General features: G+C 64.1%; 19 protein-coding genes. 6 read left to right on the top strand and 13 right to left on the bottom strand.

Going from position 1 to position 18,765, the window contains the following annotated elements; genetic code table 11:
- Positions 1-245: 245 nt before the first annotated feature.
- On the top strand, positions 246-1,880 hold the full coding sequence (locus PYR64_RS20920; protein ID WP_018778952.1) for an MFS transporter: 1,635 nt from the start codon (positions 246-248) through the stop codon (positions 1,878-1,880).
- Between the two features lie 127 nt (positions 1,881-2,007).
- Here the strand turns inward: PYR64_RS20920 and PYR64_RS20915 are convergent, their stop codons facing one another.
- Positions 2,008-3,423 (bottom strand): PLP-dependent aminotransferase family protein, encoded by a 1,416-nt coding sequence (locus PYR64_RS20915; RefSeq protein WP_026267325.1) that lies wholly within the window; start codon positions 3,421-3,423, stop codon positions 2,008-2,010.
- On the opposite strand from PYR64_RS20915, the gene PYR64_RS20910 reads away from it, so the two are divergent.
- The 3 genes from PYR64_RS20910 to PYR64_RS20900 are packed head-to-tail and all read left to right on the top strand — an operon-like array spanning position 3,422 to position 5,428.
- On the top strand, positions 3,422-4,354 hold the full coding sequence (locus tag PYR64_RS20910) for a DMT family transporter (protein WP_055977256.1): 933 nt from the start codon (positions 3,422-3,424) through the stop codon (positions 4,352-4,354). The two genes, PYR64_RS20915 and PYR64_RS20910, sit on opposite strands and share 2 nt — an antisense overlap.
- A gap of 21 nt (positions 4,355-4,375) precedes the next feature.
- Positions 4,376-4,999: an FMN-binding negative transcriptional regulator gene (locus PYR64_RS20905; protein ID WP_039239311.1), complete on the top strand. Its 624-nt coding sequence runs from the start codon at positions 4,376-4,378 to the stop codon at positions 4,997-4,999.
- 9 nt (positions 5,000-5,008) lie between these two features.
- Complete coding sequence (locus PYR64_RS20900; RefSeq protein WP_018778956.1) at positions 5,009-5,428, top strand: VOC family protein; 420 nt, start codon at positions 5,009-5,011, stop codon at positions 5,426-5,428.
- Here PYR64_RS20900 and PYR64_RS20895 read toward each other — a convergent pair whose 3' ends face one another.
- Both PYR64_RS20895 and PYR64_RS20890 read right to left on the bottom strand, forming a co-directional pair.
- A complete protein-coding gene (locus PYR64_RS20895) occupies positions 5,429-5,944 on the bottom strand; it encodes a GNAT family N-acetyltransferase (protein ID WP_039239309.1) in 516 nt (171 codons plus the stop codon).
- Complete coding sequence (locus PYR64_RS20890) at positions 5,941-6,405, bottom strand: SRPBCC family protein (RefSeq protein WP_275777445.1); 465 nt, start codon at positions 6,403-6,405, stop codon at positions 5,941-5,943. The genes PYR64_RS20895 and PYR64_RS20890 overlap by 4 nt, the downstream gene beginning before the upstream one ends.
- A gap of 122 nt (positions 6,406-6,527) precedes the next feature.
- Between PYR64_RS20890 and PYR64_RS20885 the strand changes: the two genes are divergently transcribed.
- On the top strand, positions 6,528-7,598 hold the full coding sequence (locus tag PYR64_RS20885) for an FUSC family protein (protein WP_275777443.1): 1,071 nt from the start codon (positions 6,528-6,530) through the stop codon (positions 7,596-7,598).
- Between the two features lie 44 nt (positions 7,599-7,642).
- Positions 7,643-8,197 carry a TOPRIM nucleotidyl transferase/hydrolase domain-containing protein gene (locus PYR64_RS20880; RefSeq protein WP_275777441.1) on the top strand — a complete coding sequence of 185 codons (555 nt, stop codon included), beginning with the start codon at positions 7,643-7,645 and terminating at the stop codon, positions 8,195-8,197.
- Here PYR64_RS20880 and PYR64_RS20875 read toward each other — a convergent pair.
- Genes PYR64_RS20875 through PYR64_RS20830 form a run of 10 tightly spaced genes read right to left on the bottom strand, consistent with a single transcriptional unit; the run spans position 8,194 to position 18,736 of the window.
- Positions 8,194-8,973 carry an SDR family oxidoreductase gene (locus PYR64_RS20875; protein ID WP_018778961.1) on the bottom strand — a complete coding sequence of 260 codons (780 nt, stop codon included), beginning with the start codon at positions 8,971-8,973 and terminating at the stop codon, positions 8,194-8,196. The genes PYR64_RS20880 and PYR64_RS20875 overlap by 4 nt on opposite strands.
- Positions 8,974-9,027: 54 nt before the next feature.
- Positions 9,028-10,233: a YcaO-like family protein gene (locus PYR64_RS20870; RefSeq protein WP_018778962.1), complete on the bottom strand. Its 1,206-nt coding sequence runs from the start codon at positions 10,231-10,233 to the stop codon at positions 9,028-9,030.
- Positions 10,223-11,470 (bottom strand): iron-containing alcohol dehydrogenase, encoded by a 1,248-nt coding sequence (locus tag PYR64_RS20865; protein ID WP_275777438.1) that lies wholly within the window; start codon positions 11,468-11,470, stop codon positions 10,223-10,225. The genes PYR64_RS20870 and PYR64_RS20865 overlap by 11 nt, the downstream gene beginning before the upstream one ends.
- The gene (locus PYR64_RS20860) at positions 11,467-12,714 is read right to left on the bottom strand and encodes an aminotransferase class III-fold pyridoxal phosphate-dependent enzyme (RefSeq protein WP_018778964.1); all 1,248 of its coding nucleotides are present in this window, start codon (positions 12,712-12,714) and stop codon (positions 11,467-11,469) included. Before PYR64_RS20860 ends, PYR64_RS20865 begins: the two co-directional genes overlap by 4 nt.
- A complete protein-coding gene (locus tag PYR64_RS20855; protein ID WP_018778965.1) occupies positions 12,707-13,483 on the bottom strand; it encodes a class I SAM-dependent methyltransferase in 777 nt (258 codons plus the stop codon). The genes PYR64_RS20860 and PYR64_RS20855 overlap by 8 nt, the downstream gene beginning before the upstream one ends.
- The gene (locus tag PYR64_RS20850; protein WP_018778966.1) at positions 13,480-14,568 is read right to left on the bottom strand and encodes a hypothetical protein; all 1,089 of its coding nucleotides are present in this window, start codon (positions 14,566-14,568) and stop codon (positions 13,480-13,482) included. Before PYR64_RS20850 ends, PYR64_RS20855 begins: the two co-directional genes overlap by 4 nt.
- Positions 14,561-15,658, bottom strand: coding sequence for a glycosyltransferase family A protein (locus PYR64_RS20845; RefSeq protein WP_275777435.1), 1,098 nt, complete (start codon positions 15,656-15,658; stop codon positions 14,561-14,563). The genes PYR64_RS20850 and PYR64_RS20845 overlap by 8 nt, the downstream gene beginning before the upstream one ends.
- Positions 15,655-17,274, bottom strand: coding sequence for a daptide biosynthesis intramembrane metalloprotease (mpaP, locus tag PYR64_RS20840; protein WP_018778968.1), 1,620 nt, complete (start codon positions 17,272-17,274; stop codon positions 15,655-15,657). The genes PYR64_RS20845 and mpaP overlap by 4 nt, the downstream gene beginning before the upstream one ends.
- Positions 17,271-18,008 carry a hypothetical protein gene (locus PYR64_RS20835; RefSeq protein WP_018778969.1) on the bottom strand — a complete coding sequence of 246 codons (738 nt, stop codon included), beginning with the start codon at positions 18,006-18,008 and terminating at the stop codon, positions 17,271-17,273. The genes mpaP and PYR64_RS20835 overlap by 4 nt, the downstream gene beginning before the upstream one ends.
- Positions 18,005-18,736, bottom strand: a complete 732-nt coding sequence (locus PYR64_RS20830; RefSeq protein WP_162239614.1) for an ABC transporter ATP-binding protein — start codon at positions 18,734-18,736, stop codon at positions 18,005-18,007. The genes PYR64_RS20835 and PYR64_RS20830 overlap by 4 nt, the downstream gene beginning before the upstream one ends.
- Positions 18,737-18,765 lie beyond the last annotated feature (29 nt).

Raw genomic sequence — 18,765 nt, 5'->3', positions numbered from 1 at the left:
AAGTGGGCATAGCTAAACAATTTGGTAACAACGCGCCTCGCGGGGCAAAAACCACCCGACTTCCGCGTCCTTACAGGGCAAAAGCCGGTAATGAGATGCAACACACCTAGGCAATTTGCACCCTCTTAGGGGCCAAAAATAGGATCTCAACTCGGGTTTTGGGGCCGAACCGCGTAAAATTGAAACCCTGCCCAGAGCGGGGCAGCAGAAGTCGCAAGCAAATGACCTCCCTAGGAGAAGCCCAAATGCCCACAGACCAAAGCAACACCGTCTCTCCGGATGGCGCAAGGAACGCCACCGGGAACCAGGTATTGGCAGGCCACACCCCGGCCGCCACGAACGCAGCAAACGCAATTAAGACCGCAGCAAAGAAAACGAAGCTCCGCCCGAAGCGCCGATTGAAAGAATCGGACGTCAACGTGGTGGATAAGCCGATGCTGCGCAAAGCACTCGGCGGCACCATCGTCGGCAACACCATGGAATGGTACGACGTCGGTGTCTTCGGCTACCTCATCACAACCATGGGCCCTGTCTTCCTCCCGGAAGCAGACAAGTCTGTCCAGACACTCTTTCTTCTGGGCACCTTCGCCGCAACCTTCATCGCCCGCCCCCTCGGCGGCGTCGTGTTCGGTTGGCTTGGCGACAAGGTGGGCCGCCAGAAGGTCCTCGCAGCAACACTGATGCTGATGGCGGCAAGTACGTTCGCCGTCGGCCTCCTTCCCGGCTACGCGCAGATCGGCATCTGGGCCGCCGCGTTGCTGGTGATCCTGAAGCTCATCCAGGGCTTCTCCACCGGTGGCGAGTACGCCGGTGCCACAACCTTCGTCAGCGAGTACGCCCCGGACAAGCGCCGCGGCTACTTCGCCAGCTTCCTTGATATGGGCAGCTACATCGGCTTCGCCCTCGGCGCCGCCCTGGTTTCGGTCCTGCAGCTCACGCTGGGACAGGCCGCCATGGAGGAATGGGGTTGGAGGATTCCGTTCCTGATTGCCGGTCCTCTGGGCCTCATCGCGGTGTACTTCCGTAGCAAGATCGAGGAGTCCCCCCAGTTCCAGGCAACCCTGGACGCGCAGGAGGCTTCCGCCAAGGACGCAGCTTCGCAGGACGCCGCAGTCGCCAAGGGCCCCATCGGCATCGTCAAGGCCTACTGGCGCCAGATCGTGCTGGCCATGATCCTCGCGGCCGCTGCCAACACCGTCGGCTACGCGCTGACGTCCTACATGCCCACGTACCTCACTGACTCCAAGGGCTACGACCCCGTGCACGGCACCCTGCTGACCATCCCGGTCCTGGTGATCATGGCTGTTTGTATCCCGCTGACAGGTAAGTTGTCCGACCGCATCGGACGCCGCCCGGTCCTGTGGGTTGGCGCAGGCAGCACCATCGTGTTCTCCGTCCCCGCGTTCCTGCTGATCGGTATCGGCGAGATCTGGTCCACGCTGGCCGGCCTTGCGCTGATCGCCTTCCCGGTGACGTTCTACATCGCCAACCTGGCCTCGGCACTGCCGGCCTTGTTCCCGACGTCCAGCCGTTACGGCGGAATGGGCATCGCTTACAACTTCTCGGTTGCGATCTTCGGTGGAACCACACCGTTCATCGTGCAGGGCCTGATCGAAGGCACGGGCGATGACATGATGCCTGCGTACTACCTGATGGCCACGTCCATTGTGGGCGCCATTGCCATCTACTTCCTGCGTGAATCGGCCCAGCGCCCGCTGCCGGGCTCCATGCCCAGCGTGGACACCCAGGCTGAGGCACGCGAGCTCGTCGCCACGCAGGACACCAACCCGCTCATCAACCTGGACGAGATGCCGTTCGACGGCCAGCCGATCGATGATGCAGTGTTTGGTAAAGGCAAGTCGGATCTGACCCCCGCGTAGGCCCCCTTTGCCTGCAACTTCTGCATAGCGACGCACACTCCAAGCGTCACGGATAGTTCGCGGCAGCTGCCGCCCACCGCAGCCACCAGCCCCAAGGCGCTCTCCTTGAGGTTGGTGGCTGCGGCTGTTAAAGCCCCGATTGTGCAGCCACTGCCTCGCCGATAATCCGTGCCCCCTCAGGGAATCGACCGGGATTCGGACCGGCGTAGTTGAGCCGGATGTAGGGGCCTTCCGGTTCTGCCGGGAACCACTCGGTCCCGGCAGCAATCAGGACGCCGGCCGCTTCGCAATCCTTGGTGAGCTGCTCGACGTCGAACCCGTCCGGCATCCGCAGCCACAGGTTCAAACCGCCCTTGGGAAGGTGGCTCAGGTGCGCCTGCGGTACGTGCTCGCGGAGGCTGGTGACCAGGAGGTCGCGCCGCGACTGCAGCTGATGACTGAGTCCGCGGAGGTGCGTTTGCCACGCGGGCTGGGTGACGACGTCGAGCGCTGCCGCCTGCAGCAGCCCGCTGACGTACATCGACTCGGCAGCCTGGGCGCCCATGATCCGTTCACGGGCGGGGCCGCGGGCGATGATCGCAGCCACCCGGATGGATGGCGAGACGCTTTTGGTCAGGGAGCGGATGTAGACGACGTGCCCGGAGTCGTCCTTTGCCGCGACGGGCACCGACGGCGCCGTGATGCCGAAATCGTGGGCCCAGTCGTCCTCCACAAGGAAAGCCCCGTGGCGCTGAACGATCCGCAGCACTTCCTCGCCGCGTTCCGCGGACCACTGGGCGCCCGTGGGATTGGCGAAGTTGGGCTGCGCATAGAAGAGCCTCGCCCCGGATTCCTCGAAAGCCCTGTCCAGTTCGTCCGGGTCCGGCCCCTCCGGGCCGCTGGGGACAGGAATGACGTTCACGCCCGCCTGCCCGGCGGCAAGCAGCGCTCCCCAGTAGCTTGGCGACTCCACCAGCAGCGGCTGCCCGTGGCCCACCAGGCCGCGGAAAATTGAGCTCAGTCCGCTTTGGCTCCCGGGAAGAATGACGACGTCGCTCGGCTGGGGAGGCGTGACGCCCACCGGCGTTGAGGTACTGAGCTCCTGCGCGAACCAGGATTGGAGTTCCGGAAAACCCTGCGCCGGGGGCCGCGACAACGCGGCATCGCCCCGGGCTGCGCGGGTCAGCGCGGCGCGGACCTGCCGCTCCGGCAGGAGTTCCCGAGCGGGATAGCCGGAATGGAAAGCGATGACGTCGTTGGAGGCGCTGCGCATGGCGGCGGAGTTCAATGGCCTGGCCGTTTGGGCCGATCGCAGGGCGGCTGTCTGCCAGCCGTAGTCGGAGGGCCTGGCCGTGCGGTAGGCGCGAACGAACGTCCCCACGCCCGGCCGGCTCTCGATCAGGCCTTGGGCGGTGAGGGTTCGCAGCGCTTTTTGCACCGTTACGGGGCTCGCCTGGTACTCCGCGACGAGTTGCCTGGTAGATGGCAGTTTTGCTCCCGGAGCGGCTCCGGCGATCCACTCTTTTACTCGCGAGACGATCCGGGAACTGCTATCGTTGTTCATGAGTCACAATAGTAGCGCTACTACACTTTCGCGGCCAGTGATATCCACCAAGACCTCGACCGGCATCTGGTGGGGGCTCCTCGGCGTCCTGGCATTCTCCTTCACGGTCCCACTGACCCGCGTGGCTGTAGAGGGCATGTCTCCTCTCTTCATCGGAGCCGGAAGGGCAGTGGTTGCGGCCCTCCTTGCCGCGCTGGCACTGGGCCTGACCCGTCAACGCTTCCCCCGCGGCCGTCAATGGTTCCGCTTGGCCGTAGTAGCGGGCGGGATCGTGGCAGGTTTCCCCTTGTTGACGACCTTCGCCCTCACCAGCACCTCCGCAAGCCACGGTGCTGTCGTGATCGCGCTACTGCCCGCCGCCACCGCCACGATAGCGGTGATCCGCGGCCGGGAACGCCCCCGTCCATTGTTCTGGATCCTCACGGCAGTAGGTGTCGTAGCCGCCCTGGTTTTCGCCCTGGTCCAGTCCGGCGGATTCGGCTCCCTGCACTGGGCTGATCTCCTGCTGCTCGGTGCTGTCCTGGCTGCAGCCATCGGCTACGCAGAGGGCGGACTGCTGGCCCGTGAATTGGGCGCCTGGCAGACCATCTCCTGGGCATTGGTGGTGGCCTCCCCCGTCATGATCGTGCTGACACTGGTCTCGCTGGGTTCCGGAATGCCCGCCGCGTCACCCGTCCAGTGGTTGTGTTTCGCCTACCTGGGGGTCGTGAGCATGTTCCTGGGCTTCTTCGCCTGGTACCACGGACTCGCGATCGGCCCCATGGCTCAGGTCAGCCAGATCCAACTGGTCCAACCCGTCATGAGCATCGCGTGGGCCGGGCTGTTGCTGGGCGAGCCGATGACGTGGACCACCGTTGTGGGCGGACTGGCGGTGGTCCTCTGCGCAGGAGCCGCTGTCCGCGTAAGGCTCAACCCGCCGTCGAAATCCTGAACGCACTGAAAGGAAGAAAACATGTACACCCCAGCGCATTTCGCGGCATCCGATGAGGCCATGGCCCATCTGCTCAACCACAGCGGGGCCGCCAACCTTGTCACCATGACGCCGCACGGGCTGCTCGCCACCCTCCTGCCCTTCGTGTACGAACCGGCGGTCGGTGAGCATGGGGCGCTGCAGGCCCACATGGCCCGGAACAACACCCAATGGTCCTCCCCCGTTACCGGTGAAGCCCTGATGATCGTCCAAGGCGCGGACGCGTACATTTCGCCGTCGTGGTACGCGTCGAAAGCAGAGCACGGCCGTGTGGTGCCAACCTGGAACTACTCCACAGCGCATGTCTACGGTGAGCTTGTTGTTCATGACGACGCCGAATGGCTGGGCCGGCATGTCCGTCGCCTCTCCGGGCAGCACGAGGCCGGTATGCCCCGGCCGTGGACGGTGGATGAAGCACCCGAGCGGTTCATTGCCGGACAACTGAGGGCGATTGTCGGCGTCGAACTCGTGATTACCCGGGTGGAGGCGAAGACCAAACTCAGCCAGAACCGTACTCCAGCGGATGTTGACGGCGTGATTGCCGGGCTCCGTGCCTCCGGCGACGCGGCGAGCGCGGCGGATGTGGAACGGGCGCGGACCTCGTAGACTCGGCGCATGCGCGAGGAAACTGCACAATCCCGGGGGCCTGTCGGCTCGATCCACCATCTGGAAATCTGGGTGCCGTTCCTTGAACGCGCCAGGGAAGAGTGGGGTTGGCTCCTGGGCCAGCTCGGCTACGAGCCGTTCCAGCAGTGGCCCACCGGGTGCAGTTGGAAGCTCGGCGGGACGTACGTGGTGGTGGAACAGACCGATGCCATCACGGGTACGGCCCACCGCCGGACCGATCCCGGGGTCAACCACGTGGCCTTTCACGCAGGCACGCGGGAGAACGTGGACAGGATCCGGTCGCTCGGCGCGGACGCGGGCTGGTACGAGATGTTCGAGTCCAAGTATCCGCATGCCGGCGGTCCGGACCACTACGCCGCCTACCTGCTTAACACCGACAGCTACGAGGTTGAACTCGTAGCTGAATAATTACACCGGAGGAACAGCAGGACGCCACATCGCCACCCGCGGCCAACGGGTCAGCCCCAACTGTGCCTCGTGTTCCATGAGGTGCGTGAGCTCCGGACCCCAGCTGCCGGCGTCGAGCACTTCAAAACCAAGCCGACGATAGTACGGAGCGTTCCAGGGCACATCCCGGAACGTGCTCAATGTTTGCCGTTGCATGCCGTGGCCGCGCGTCCAGATCCGCGCGGCGTGCAGCAGTTCGTGGCCGATGCCCTGATGTGCGTAGTCGGGGTGGACGCTGACCTGCTCCACGTGGCCGTTTCCATCGACGACGTCGGCCAGCAAGTACGCCACCGGATAGTCGAGTCCGTCGACGTACACCCAAGCACGTCCGGCTGCCGCGTAGGCGCCCAACGTTTCCACGGGAAAAGGCTCGTCGTCCGCGATCTGGTCCATGCCGAGCTGCCGGAAAGTCTCCCCCGCGGCGCGCTCGATGTCCTGCATCATCTGCAGGTCGTCCGAGTGGGCCAGCCGGATCATTGCCGTGCGTCCAGCGCGGGAGGAGCCACCAGGAATTTATTGCGTTCTTCAATGAGGTTCTGCATGTACCGGGCGAGGACCAGCTTTTCCGCCAGCCGGCCCAGCGGTCCGAACGGCGCCGCGAATTCGATGGTGTCCACCATCAGTGTCCCGCTGCCCTCGGGCCGGAACTCATGCGTGTGGCGGAGGTACTTGAAGGGGCCCATCACCTGTTCGTCAGAGAACGACGCCGGAGCCTCCATCCGCACGATGCGGCTGGTCATGCGGAACCGGACTCCCAGGTGCCAGGCCTGCCAGGTGACGGTCTCGCCTTCCGAGATCAACCCGGACGTCACCCCCGCGATGGCTTTCTCACGACTCTTGGTCATCGAACCCACGTGGCCGTCGATGTTCCGTGACAGGTCGAACAGCTCCTGCGGCGACATGCTGGAGCGGGTGCGGCAAACGAAGGCGACAGGCATACCTCGATCTTCCCAGACGTTCCCGGTTCGGCATGCCCCGGTTCACTACGGGTTGTGACCGGGCTTATGGCGGCGTACGGACAGCCCTGATAATTTCGAAAGCAAACCCTGAATGATTGGTGGTGTTTCCTGTGCCCGCACTTCTGATGCACGCCCGCGAACTCCACCGTCTTGGGCCGGCGAACAACGATCGTCTTTCTGCCGTAAGGGTTGCCCTGAGCGTTGCGCTGCCTGGGCTCTTCCTGATCCTCGTCGGCCGCCCCGACCTCATGCTGTACGCAGTTTTCGGTGCGCTCACGGGGATGTACGGCCGCAACGAGCCCCACCAACTCCGGCTCAAGCACCAGGCACAGGCCGCATTGATCCTGGTGGGCGGACTTACGATCGGCGTTTTCCTGTCCGTGAACCACATCCATTCGTGGTGGCTGGTGCTGGTGGCTACCCTGTTTGCCGGTGCCGGGTCCCTGTACTCGGACCGCGTCCGCCTCAAACCGATCGGACCGTTCTTCGGCATCCTCGCGCTGGGCGCCTGCGCTTCCGTCCCCACCAGCGTGACCTTCTCGACGGCGGTACTCATCGGAGCTGCCTCGGCTGCCTTCTCCTTGGTGGTCGGTTTCGCCGGCTGGTTCCGGCGCCGCACCTGGGTGGCCGGTGCTGCGCGGGAAGCCCCTGCCCTCCGGGGCGCGCTTCGCCATGCAGCCCTGGTCCATGCCGCGCGCTACTCCTTGGCGGTGAGCGCGGCCGGCGCCATCGGTGTTCTGAGCGGCAGCGGCCACCCGCACTGGGCCATGGCTGCAGCCGCAGTGCCGCTGGCCGGTGCCGACCTCCCAAGCCGCGTCCACCGGGGCATCCACCGCATTGTGGGGACGTTCCTCGGGTTGGCGGTGGTCGCCGTCGTCCTCTTCCCTGGTCCGTTGTCGCCACTGCAGTACTTCCCCGGCCATTCCGCCCTGGTCCTGGCCGTCGTGGTGATGCTCTGCCAGTTCCCCACGGAGCTGTTCATGGCCCGGCATTACGGCTGGGCGATGGTGTTCTTCACGCCGGTAGTCCTGCTGATCGCGCAGCTTGCGGCTCCGATGGACCCGGGTGTGCTGGTGATGGAACGCGCCATTGAGACGTTCATAGGTGCAGTGGTCGGAATCTCGGTGGCGGTGTTCGTGCGGAAGCCGCGCACCAAGGCACTCCCGGCCTGACATCCACGGGCCCCGTCTTCAGCTGCCTGCGGCATACTGGTTCAATGCAGGCGACGACTGTCCTGGTCGAAGGCGAAAGCGACCGGCTCGCGGTCGAGATGCTCGCGCGCCGTCGCGGATATGACCTGGACGCGGCGCATGTATCGGTGGTCCCCATGGGAGGCGCCACCAGCATTGTCCGTTACCTCGATATTTACGGCCCGGCCGGCGCAAACCACCGGCTCCTTGGGCTGTGCGACGAGGGCGAGTCCCGTGGCGTTGCCCGCGCGCTGGGCCGGGCCGGACTCGGCGCGGGCCCCTTGTACGAACTCGGATTCCAGGTTTGCCGTGCTGATCTTGAGGACGAACTCATACGCTGCCTCGGCATTGATGCCGTGCTCGGTGTCATCGACACCCAGGGTGAGCTGGCGTCGTTCCGGCTGCTCCAACGCCAGCCTTCGCAACGAGGACAGCCGGTTCCGTCGCAACTACGCCGTTTCTTTGGTGGACGCAGCGGGAACAAGATCCGCTACGCGCCCCTGTTGGTGGCAGCCCTGCCAGCGGGCCAAGCTCCGGATCCACTCGCGCGGCTTGTCGACGCGTTGGCGAACGGGAGTTAGGGCTCCAGCGGCCGGCGCGGTGGTCCGGCGGTCAGCTTTGCCGGAAGAACGCGAGCGAAGAAGCTGACCACTTTGTACCGTTTGGTGGGGATGGAAACGCCCTTCCCCTTGGCGTTGTCCTCCAACCCTTCCCGCACCACACGCTCGGCGGTGAGCCACAGGAAGCGGGGGGCCACCGATTTGTCCATGCCCATGCGGTCGTGGAATTCGGTGTGGGTGAAACCCGGGCAGACGGCGGTGACCAGCACCCCGGACTTGGCGTACGTGGTGTTGGCCCAACGGCTGAACGTCACCTGCCATGCCTTGGCTGCGGAGTAGGTGCCCCGGTTGGCGAAGGCGGCAACACTGGCCACATTGATGATCCGGCCCTTGCCGCGGGCCAGCATCACTTCCAGCGCGGCATGGCACAGTTCCATGGGCGTTTGGACGTGCAGCCTCAAATGGCGGCGTTCCTCGGCCAATTCGTTGTCCTCGAACGACTTCAAGAGCCCCACTCCGGCGTTGTTGATCAGCACATCCACCGGCCTCGCAGCGTCCCGGAGGCGGTCCGCCACAGCCGAAACGCCGACGTCGGTGGTCAGGTCCGCGGGCAGCACCTCTGCCAGGATGCTGAAGTCGCGTTCAAGCTCCGCGGCTTTTTCCTTCAACCGCTGCTCGTCCCTTGCCACCAAAACCAGGTGGTGTCCCGACTCGGCGAGCTGACGGGCGAACTCGGCACCGAGCCCGGCAGTTGCTCCAGTAACAAGTGCGGTGAGTTCATTGGCTCGAGTCGTCATGGCCCAAGACTAGCCCCCGCTCCTTACCAGCAGGCCCCGATCGACGCAGGGTTCCTAGATGAAGGGATGCGGGAGCACGTTTGCTTGCAGGCCGCCGGGTCCGGACAAGCTGCCACGGTGGAGGACGTTCCATTCCAGGGCATCGGACATGCGCAGTGGCTGCAACGTGTCGCAGAAGATTTTCACCACACACCAGCCCATGTCCCGGATGGCTGGCGGAAGGCGCGGCGTCAGGTCAACCACTGTGTGCTCCGGCAGGCTCTCCAGCCATGCGGCGTTTTTTCCCTTGACGTGCGGCGGCTCCGCGGCTCCGGCAAACCGCTCTGCCCGGGGTATACGCGCCAGCCACCCACGGATGCGCCCAATGCTGGCGTCCGAGGCCCAATACCGCGCTCTGTCCATCTCGTTCGCAACCGGCAGGGACACGGCCTTTTCGCCCTCGAAACTCTTCATATTGATGAGCAACGACCTGATCTGAAGCGACTCCTGGACGGCCCGGAGTACTCCGATGGAAGGGTCCCGTTCCAGTCCGAGGCCCGCCCCCACAACCCCCTGAACGCCGTCAATGGCCACCACCATCCATACCGCGTGGCCGTGTGGCTCTTCAAGCCGGATGACTTCCAGCTCCACACCCTGGGCGGCTGCCACGGAGCCAAGGTCCAGGGCCTGCCGGCCGAACGCCTCATCACGCAGGGCGTACCGCCGGGCTCCTTCCGGTTGTGCCCAACCCAGCATCGCCGAGCTCCGTTCGATGATCTCCTTCGCGGCAGAATTGGCCGCCGAGGTCAGATCAACGCCGGCTGCGGTTCCGGAAGGGCCGGGGTCAAAAAGGTCTGTCACGCCGGGCAGCGGCGGAAAGTCAACCGCGGCCGCAGGGACAGCAACGGCCGCCGTCGCGCCATCTCCGCTGTACCTTGTTCCTGTATAGAGAGGCAGATCCGTCGCTACGGAAATGTCGCCCCACGACGCACCGCGGGGAGCCATCGGAAATCCGTCGCCGGCAGGCAGTTTTGTCCCGGGAATGAGAGCACTGCGCTCAACAGCTTCGCCGGCGGCACGGGCAAGGGTAGGCGCACGCCGGATTCCGGCCGCGCCAACCCAGCTCATGTCGATTCCGGCGTCCGCCTCATCGGGTCGTTCCTGACCAATATCCACTGCGACGGTCCAGAGCAGGTTCGTGGACCCGTCGGGACGGAGCACACGGACGCTGCGGGCAAGCCCGTTCGCAGGATTCAGTGTCTGCTGATAGTCAACGGCCATATGAATCGCTCCCTGTTTGCTGCAGGCCGGCTTGCTGGAAATTGGCAGGGGACAAGGCAGCCGCAAAGAGATCCACGAGCTCCCCATGTCCCACTGCCCGCTTCATGGGACGTCCACGGCCGAAGCGTCCAAGGGTCCTGGTGGCCAAGGAATCGGCCAGATCGTCCACCTGCATTCCGTCTCCGCCGGCCAGTCCGCCGACCAAGGCACCGCCGTCGGGCCCCTTCAGTGTTGCGGTCACCGCAGCGGCGGCTCCAACGGAAACCAGGGGCCAGAGCTCGTCCAGTTTCCGCTGGTTTCCCCATGCTGCCTTCCCGTTGCCTACAGCTTCCAACCAGGGCCGCAGCAGGAGCGCGGAGGCTTGGTTCTTGCGCAAACCCAAAGCCATGGACAGCTCGTTGGCCGGAAACCAGAGCGACGACGGCGCGGGGCCACGTCCGCGCAAGGACCAACCAGCGTGCGATTCGGCGCTCAGCAGGGCAGCATCCACTCGTTCAGACGGGGACAACCGGAAGTCCGTCTTCTGCCCGGCCGCCAAGTGTTCTCCTGCCTCCGCAAGGAGCCAGCTGCCCTGCGCATCGGAGTAGGCCAGGTCCGGGGTCCCCTCAACAAGGGACGTCAGGAGCCGGACTGCCGGTTCCAGGAGGCCTTCGGCAATGAGCCAGGGCGGCGCTTCAAGGAATTCCGGATCATAAGCGACTGCCGAGGTTTTCAGTCCCTCCAGCAGGACAAGGCTCTTGGCACGGAATCCGCCGTGACCTTCGGCCGGCCCAGCGGATTCGAAGCAGGCGCCTGAGGTGACCTCGGACCCGGTGCCAAAGGTAGTGGGTATGGCGGACACTTCGATGTGGCTACTGAGCGGCCGGGGCAGGACCACCACGCCGGCAGGGCCACCGCTACGGGTCACAACTGATTCCACCAACGGATCCGCCGCCATGGACACCGCCAGCTTCGCGAAGTCCATGGTGTTTCCGCCTCCAACGCTGAGGACACGCTCCACTCCGCGCTCCCGAAGCCTGCGGCCGAACCCGGCTGCATGTTCTGCGCTGACCACCGGCGGAGCAGTTTCCAGCCACAGGAATCCTCCGGCCAAAAGTCTCTCGGCCCGACCCATCACGGCAGGGTCCACCACCAATACCGACTTGGTGTCGCGGAAACCGGCAGCCAGATGGCGGGCGGACCCCGCTCCTGCAATCTGCAATGGGGTGGGAGGCCTGCTGACGGGAGCAGGGATCACGCCGGCTTCCCGGCCACGTAGTCCTCCACAACGCTGTGGATCCGTGAGAAGAGCACATCCAGCTCCTCGTCGGGATAGTTGAGGGCCGGAACGAATTGCAGTGCCCCCGGAGAAGGCTGGACAATCGCCCCGCGCCGGCGGCACTCGCCCACCAGCTCGAACACCTTGTCCGTTCCGATGAGTTCCCCCGCCCCATCAAACAGCTGGACCGCCCGGAACGCTCCCAGGCCAAATCCCTTGACCCGTGGGGACAATCCCTCCAGGGTGCTGACAAATTCGGCCAGCTTCTTCCCCACACGGGCTGCCGACTCTTCGATGTCCAACCGCTCGATTTCATCCAGTGTCGCCACAATCGCTGCACAGGACTGCGGCGATCCGGCTTGGGTCTCACCATGCCAGAAGACTTGCTGGGCCTGGTCGAACGAGTCCACTACGCGGCGCCCCAGGAGGAGCGCAGACGCTGCACAGGTGCCGTTGGTCAGGGCCTTGCTCACCACCATCACGTCCGGTTGCGGCCAAAGGTGGCTGGCGAATTTCGGTCCCGTTCTATGGAAACCGGTAGCCACCTCGTCGGCAACAACAAGGAAACCCTCGGACTCCCGGAAAGCGTAAACAGCATCAACGATTTCCTGTGGAACAGGTAAGGTTCCGGAGCCAAGAACGGGCTCCATGATGACTGCTGCCACTTCCGGGCCAAACCTCTTCATCACGATTTCCAAGGCATTGACATCGTCGTACGGGATCTTGATGTTGAGCCGTTGGTCCACTTGATAGACGTCCTGGAAGAGATAAGACCCGGTCACGGCCATAGCCCCCATGGTCACTCCGTGGTAACTGCCTGTAAAGCTGATCACGCGGCGGCGTTTTGGGTTACCGGCGATGTCGTGGAACTGCCGGCTGAGCTTCACCACGGCGTCAAGAGCGGAACTGCCGGACGTTGAATAGAAGACCGATGCGTATTCATGGGGCCGTGCGAATTCCAGGAGCCGCGCGGCCGCTTCGCGGGAGTAAGCACTACCCCTGCGGAATATGGGCAGGGTAGCCGCGTGGAGGTTCGCGTGGTTGATCGCTTCGGCCACCGCCAGGTTGCCGTAGCCCAGGCTGGCATTCCACAGGCCGCTGATCCCGCAGAGCGCTTCACTGCCGTCGGAGAACGTAACGGTGTTACCGCGGGCCGTGACGGCCTCCGCATTGCCCCAGTCCTTCGATGGCAAGTAGAACTCGAAGTAATCCCCGCTACCCATGCGTGTGGCCCTCCTTGATACCGGCACCCGCAGCTGAAGCATGGGCCCTGAAAAGTTTGTAATTGCCGATGGCATCTGCGCGGTTCCGCGGGCCAACATCGAATGCTGCTGCCACAGCAAACCCGGCAGCACCCAGTTCCGCCCTGAACTCAGCCTCGGTCAGCAAATGGGTTGTCACGGAATACTCCGCCACCCGTTCCCCGGCGTCATTCCGTTCCACCAGCTTTGAGGTGAACGTCCCGGCAGTGACATCAAAAGATTCCTCGATGGCCAGCTGAGGGGAAACCTCGTGCACGTAGAAGTCACTTCCCCCCAGCTCGGGGGTCCGCAGGGAAATCAGGAGCTCCCCGCCGGGAAGCAGCCATCGTTGGATGTCGCCCAAGAGCGAGCGGCGTTGGTCCGCGTCAAAGAGGCAAAGGGAGGTAGTCCCCAGAATCACGGCGTCGAACTGGTCCGTCAGCTCCAACCGCAGGATGTCGGCCAGGACCGCGTCCACTTTTGCTGCGTTCTTGACCCGCTCCGGCTTGGCCAGTTCCTCCTGCAGGATGGACAGGAGCTCAGCCGAATTGTCCACTGCGGTCACCGATCTGACAAACGGCAGGACGGCCAAGGTTATCCGCCCGGAACCTGCCGCCAGTTCAAGCACCCGCGCGTCCTTGCCCCGGAGGCAGCGGATGATCTCCCGCAGCTCCGAGCTGTCAGACTGAACAATCGCATGGTAGAGCTCTGCGCCCCGTCCGGTGTATAACGTTGCCGGCTTCCCGCTCATGTGACGATGACCGGAACAATGGTCAGGGCAGGGTTCACCGGGACGGCCACCGCGGGGATTCCGGGCGTCTCCGTTTCAGGAGCAATGGCGAGGTGCTCGAAAAGCTTCTGCAGTTCTTTGCTCCGGCGGATCTGTGCCGCCGGAGAAAGGTCCTTGCCTGAGAGCTTCAGGCCCAGCCGCGCCTGAAGTTCCTGGCTCGGCTCCGCAGCAGACAGGACACACTCCACCACTTCGGCCACATCCTTGGGAACCTTGCTGAGCTTTCCCGTGCTGAGGTCCGTCAGGTAGTACGCGTCTTCAGCGACCAGCACGTAAACACTGTCGCGCCGAGACCGCTCACCCGGGGTTTCTCCCTGGACCAGCCGGAAACCGAACCCTGCCACCTGGACGCCGGCGGGGAAACGACTCTGCGCAGCGCGGAGGACTTTGGCCGCGCCAAAAAAGCGCCCGATACCAGGGTTATCCGCAAGCAGCCGGGCGTTGTCTTCACCGGCTACGGGGGCGGATGTCCGGCAGCTGTCGCCGGATACCTCCACTGATCCGCCGGCCGGACCGGAAAGCAGCTCCGATCCCCCCTCGGCCACGTAAAGGCGGGCCGGGTCAGTCCCCAGCCGTCCGCTGTTCTGCCAGAACTGCTGGTCCAGGACCGTCACCAACTGCGTCAGGAGAAACCGTGGAAACACCCCGGACGCGAAGGCAGTATCGGCGTCGGCTGCAGCAGCTTCGCGGTCTGCATCCTCATCAAGTGAGAAAACTGTGGGACACGAGATCGCGACATAGGGCGCAGTTGCATACCCCTCCAGCTGGAGGACAAAGCTGTCACCGATCCCGATTTCGCCACCGTTGGTGGAGAACTCACCGCTATAGCCGACGACGGTCGACGTCGTCAGGGATTTGGCTGTCTCAACCTGCGATTCCTCGACGAACACGAGCGAGGTGCCCGACGCCGGCAACAGCCGCATCCGCTCCTCGTCCACGTCCCCCACCATCAATGCGTCCCGGATACCGGGGCCGGGGCGTCCTCCTTCAAGCCACAAACGCAGGCGTTCTGACATTGCGGGCTCCGCCAACAACTCTTCACTCATGATTCCCCCTCTTGGATTGTGCATTCTTCATCTGCTCGCCTATGCCCCCGCACCGGAGCGACACTCCGGATTCCAGGCGCCCCACCGCTTCGGGGAAGCGCGTCCTCAGGACCCGTTGCATCGCCTGGCGATGACCACGGCTGACAACAGGAGCTGCGATGCCCACCAACCAACCATCGTGACCACCAGGGAATGCACCCACAGTGAACGCCATGTGCGGCGCGGTTGAAACTGAGGGGCCCGGGCGTTCTGCCGTTTCCTCCGGCAGGCAGCCGCCAGACCCGTTGTTCGCCAACGGCAACATCACCAGCGGGTCGAGGTCGATCTCCCCTGCCCAGCGGAGGAAGTCCGCGGCAAATACTTCGGCCAGTCTCGCCTGGGACCAGTCTTCAACCGCGGCCCGGGCCGCTGACGCACTGGCAGTTCCCGCCAAAGGAACCACCAAGTGGTGGTCCAAGGTGTGCCGGCGGGTCGTCCCGGAAATGGACACAACCGCCGTCGTTTCATCCACGGGCTGAAGGCCGGCCCCTCGGGAACTCATACGCCACCAAAGGTCCCAGTCCTCCAGTCCCCTGGCTGCTCTGCGCCAGCCGCCGGCCGCCGTGAGGACAGGCATCCTGTGCGCCACACGGGAAGGCTCCGCGTAGGGATCCACCACGGCAAGTTCCGGATGCCACAGCAGGCTGCGTCCGCCGAGAATGGTTGACGAGCCGTCGTCATGGCGATAATCCCCACCGCTGGCCGCCCACTCTGCACCAGAGTCCAAGACCGACCCCAGAACCGCCAAGTGGTCCTCCCGCCACACATCGTCGTGGTCAATGTAGGCCACGTACCCCTGGCCGGCTTGCCCGCACAGCCGGTTTCGCACCAACCCGGGATCGCCCGTGTGGGCCAGCCGCACTAACTTCACACGGCTGTCGGCGCGTGCGAACCCGGCGACGATGTCGTCCGTATCATCTGTTGAACCATCAGAGCCAACAAGTAGTTCGAAGTCTCCCCTGGTTTGTTTCAGGACACTCTCAATGGTTGCCGCTATCGGAGCCGAGCGGTTATAGGCGGGGCAAATAACCGTAAACCTCGGGCGGATCATGGGCCGACCGCCCTTGCTCCCAGATTGGCCACCCACTGGGCGATTGTCTGGCCGGGGACCTGCCATACTGCCGTGCCGGTGCGGGGCGCCGTGCCGGCATAGTCCAGCCGGACGCACAGGGCGTCCAGGGTCAGGTCCGACTCCTTGACGGCAACCGTTGCTGCCAGGGGAACCGTACACGGCTCGGGATCGCCGGCGGCTGTCGCCGTCCCGATCCTGCTGCCCGGCACAAGCCCTGGCCCGAACAGGTCAACTGTCCCGCCCGTTGCTCCAGCGGATCCTCCCAGGACCACGAACCTGGGCCCATCACCATCACTGTAAAGGCCGCCGCGAACGTTGTTGGGGAACGGAACAACGACCACCAGTGCCACTGCGGCAAGCAACAGTGCAGCGCCATAGACCGTTACAGGACCCTTGGCGATGCCGGATTTCCGCAGTCCGACCATATGGCCGATCCCCCTCAGCAGCAGCCAAACGACAAGTCCACCTGCCAGGAACAACTGGATCCACGCTGCAACTTTCCCCCATGACGCCAGGTAGCTTCCAGCAGCGGCCACCACTCCAATAAGGATCAAGAGTGGGAAAACGATGCACAGGAATCCGAAGATCAGCCGCTTTGGGGACGCCGGGACCTGGCTCGGGGATCCCTGACGGAAGATCAAGCCTCTGGTCCATGCCTGGAACTCTGCCATGCAGCTCGCCCGGAGGTTTGGCTTGTCGAGGTATCCCACCAACGCGATGTACCCGTCCAACTTCACGAAGGGGATCAGGTTCAGCAGCCCGTAGAGGAAACACAACACACTAAAGGCCGCGGCAAGGGTGGCAAGGTCTCTGGGCAGAACAAAGGAGAGGACCCCGGCAATTGCACCCAGATTTCCTTGGGCTGCGATGCCCGCCAAGGCAACCTTGGCGCGATCAGCAGGCTTGAGGTTCCACGCATCCGTTACATCACAGAAGAAAGCAGGAACCAAATAGAACAGCATGAAACCGACGCGGTGCGAACGGCCACCGAAAGCGACCAACGTCGCCGCGTGGGAAAACTCATGAATGAAGACGGCAAGGTACAGGGCCACCAAAAGCCAGAGGTAGCCAGTCACCGTCGTGGTGTCATGAAGGGCGCTTCCCTGGTCCATGAGCAGCACGGCCACGGCAGCCACACCCACACCGTTGAGGGCGGCGACAGTCCACCAAAAGCCGGAAGAACGAATGATCCGCCGGGTCCAGGGCATGCGGCCAAGCAGCCACGATGGGTCCAGAAGGGTCAGCTGGATGGAAAATGGCTTTCGGAACTGCAGGCGCCGGACCGGAGACACGTCCAGCCGGGCCAGTGCCGGGTTCTTTGCCAGCGTGTCCAGCAGCAGTTGCACTTCTGCCGCCGTCAGCTGCGAACGATCGGTCTTGGTCTGGCCACTCTGCGTCCCGCTGCCGGCACGTATCCGTTCCGCGATACCGTGGGCATCCACGTCGGGCAATGCTTGCTGGGCTTCGCGGACGATTTCTCCGAGGGCCTGCGGCAGACGCAGGACCGGACCTGCAGCGGTGCTGATGAGGATCCGCCCGCTCTCGTCCTGCTCGGAGAGCCGGATCTGGCTGAGCCACTGATACTGGCTGCTCACAGGAGGTCCGTTCGTCTGAGCCGGATCCCCGCGGCGGCAAACAGGACCACCAGCCATCCCAAATAGACGGCATAACCGGCACCTACTGGAAGCGTGTCAAAGGTGGCCGAGGCATCAAGGGTCATGGCTTGGCCCGCGCCGCCGGGCAGGAACTTGCCCGCGGCAGGAAGAATGTTGATCAGATTCGGTTCCAAGACCAGCGTCCACGCGACCAGGGCGATAACCACGGGCAGGGACTTCCTGCCCTGCCAGGCGATGAAATGACCAAGGTAGGCCGCGAAGATGATGGTGAAGAACACTCCGGCCAGGGTTGCGCGGCCGTCGCCGTCGAGGACAAAGTGGCCGCCCTTCGAGGAAACGGCAACCATGGCGACCACCACCACTGAAACTGTTCCTGCAACCGCGAAGGCAATCGCGGGAACCGCCAAGGCAAAGGCCCGCAGGGACAGCAGTCGCACAGCGCCGCCTGAGAGGAATGCACTCCGGCCGATGGACGCATTGCCAAAATCACGCGTGACGCTGATGGCCCCGAAAATCATGGAAAAGAGGCTGGCACCGAAACCGAGGCCCACCAGTGCCGCGGTGGCCTTCTCTGAAGCACCGGGGGCAGCGAGTCCCGCATCGAAACCCGTGGACGTGCCATATGCAGCCAGGACATTGAGCACCAGGGCTGTCAGGAGCAGGATGGGAAGTGACCATCCCCTGGTCAGGCGGAAAACTTCGGCGCGTATCACGAAGCGTCACCCTTTCCAGCACTGGAGGCTTTGTCCAGGGTGTTCTCCGAGCCATCATGGACGAGGGAGAGGTACCAGCGTTCCAAGTCGGCATCCCCAAGTTCGGGAACAGGGCCGTCATAGCGTTGGGTCGTACGGACCACAATTGCCCTGTCCGCCAACCGCCGGACTTCCGAAAGATTGTGGCTGGAAATGAGGGTCGTTTGGTTGCGGGCGGTGCGTTCTTCGATTTTTATTCGAAGCCAGCGCGTCGATTCGATGTCGAGTCCGTTCATGGGTTCGTCCAACACCAGGACATCGGGCCCACCCATCATGGCAGCCGCCAAGGCTGCCCTCTGCCGCTGGCCTGTGGACAGCTTACGGACCCGCCGCCCCATGAACTCCGTCAGATCAAAGTCCTCGGCAACCGCGGCGACGGCGCCGCGTCCCAGGTTTTGGGCCATCGATTCGATAGTCAGGCAGTCCCGGACAGTAAGGTCCGGCGGGAGGCCGGCAGGGTCAAAGACAAAGCCAAGCGTCTTGCCCGGCTCCTTCACCGCCCCGGGATCCTGGTTGAAGATCCGGACGCTTCCCTCTGTGGGCCGCATCAGACCGCACAAGATCTTCAAAAGCGTGGATTTCCCCGCCCCGTTGGGGCCCAGAAGCCCCACACACTCACCCCGGCCCAAGCCGAAGGTGACGCCTGAAACTCCCGTTTTTTGGCCGTACCTTTTTTCAACGCCTGTCATCGAAACGATGGGCTCCACTGGCATGGTTG

It is taken from the genome of Paenarthrobacter sp. Y-19 (genome assembly GCF_029223985.1).
Lineage (GTDB): Bacteria > Actinomycetota > Actinomycetes > Actinomycetales > Micrococcaceae > Arthrobacter > Arthrobacter nicotinovorans.
The sequence above is the reverse complement of the archived record's forward strand: the minus strand, read 5'-3'. Positions and strand labels throughout refer to the sequence as shown.

What these genes read in the sequence shown, in the direction of transcription:
- PYR64_RS20920 (WP_018778952.1), top strand. Translation starts at nt 246, where the DNA reads ATGCCCACAGACCAAAGCAACACCGTCTCTCCGGATGGCGCAAGGAAC.
- PYR64_RS20910 (WP_055977256.1), top strand. Translation starts at nt 3,422, where the DNA reads ATGAGTCACAATAGTAGCGCTACTACACTTTCGCGGCCAGTGATATCC.
- PYR64_RS20915 (WP_026267325.1), bottom strand. Translation starts at nt 3,423, where the DNA reads ATGAACAACGATAGCAGTTCCCGGATCGTCTCGCGAGTAAAAGAGTGG.
- PYR64_RS20905 (WP_039239311.1), top strand. Translation starts at nt 4,376, where the DNA reads ATGTACACCCCAGCGCATTTCGCGGCATCCGATGAGGCCATGGCCCAT.
- PYR64_RS20900 (WP_018778956.1), top strand. Translation starts at nt 5,009, where the DNA reads ATGCGCGAGGAAACTGCACAATCCCGGGGGCCTGTCGGCTCGATCCAC.
- PYR64_RS20895 (WP_039239309.1), bottom strand. Translation starts at nt 5,944, where the DNA reads ATGATCCGGCTGGCCCACTCGGACGACCTGCAGATGATGCAGGACATC.
- PYR64_RS20890 (WP_275777445.1), bottom strand. Translation starts at nt 6,405, where the DNA reads ATGCCTGTCGCCTTCGTTTGCCGCACCCGCTCCAGCATGTCGCCGCAG.
- PYR64_RS20880 (WP_275777441.1), top strand. Translation starts at nt 7,643, where the DNA reads ATGCAGGCGACGACTGTCCTGGTCGAAGGCGAAAGCGACCGGCTCGCG.
- PYR64_RS20875 (WP_018778961.1), bottom strand. Translation starts at nt 8,973, where the DNA reads ATGACGACTCGAGCCAATGAACTCACCGCACTTGTTACTGGAGCAACT.
- PYR64_RS20870 (WP_018778962.1), bottom strand. Translation starts at nt 10,233, where the DNA reads ATGGCCGTTGACTATCAGCAGACACTGAATCCTGCGAACGGGCTTGCC.
- PYR64_RS20860 (WP_018778964.1), bottom strand. Translation starts at nt 12,714, where the DNA reads ATGGGTAGCGGGGATTACTTCGAGTTCTACTTGCCATCGAAGGACTGG.
- PYR64_RS20855 (WP_018778965.1), bottom strand. Translation starts at nt 13,483, where the DNA reads ATGAGCGGGAAGCCGGCAACGTTATACACCGGACGGGGCGCAGAGCTC.
- PYR64_RS20850 (WP_018778966.1), bottom strand. Translation starts at nt 14,568, where the DNA reads ATGAGTGAAGAGTTGTTGGCGGAGCCCGCAATGTCAGAACGCCTGCGT.
- PYR64_RS20845 (WP_275777435.1), bottom strand. Translation starts at nt 15,658, where the DNA reads ATGATCCGCCCGAGGTTTACGGTTATTTGCCCCGCCTATAACCGCTCG.
- PYR64_RS20830 (WP_162239614.1), bottom strand. Translation starts at nt 18,736, where the DNA reads ATGACAGGCGTTGAAAAAAGGTACGGCCAAAAAACGGGAGTTTCAGGC.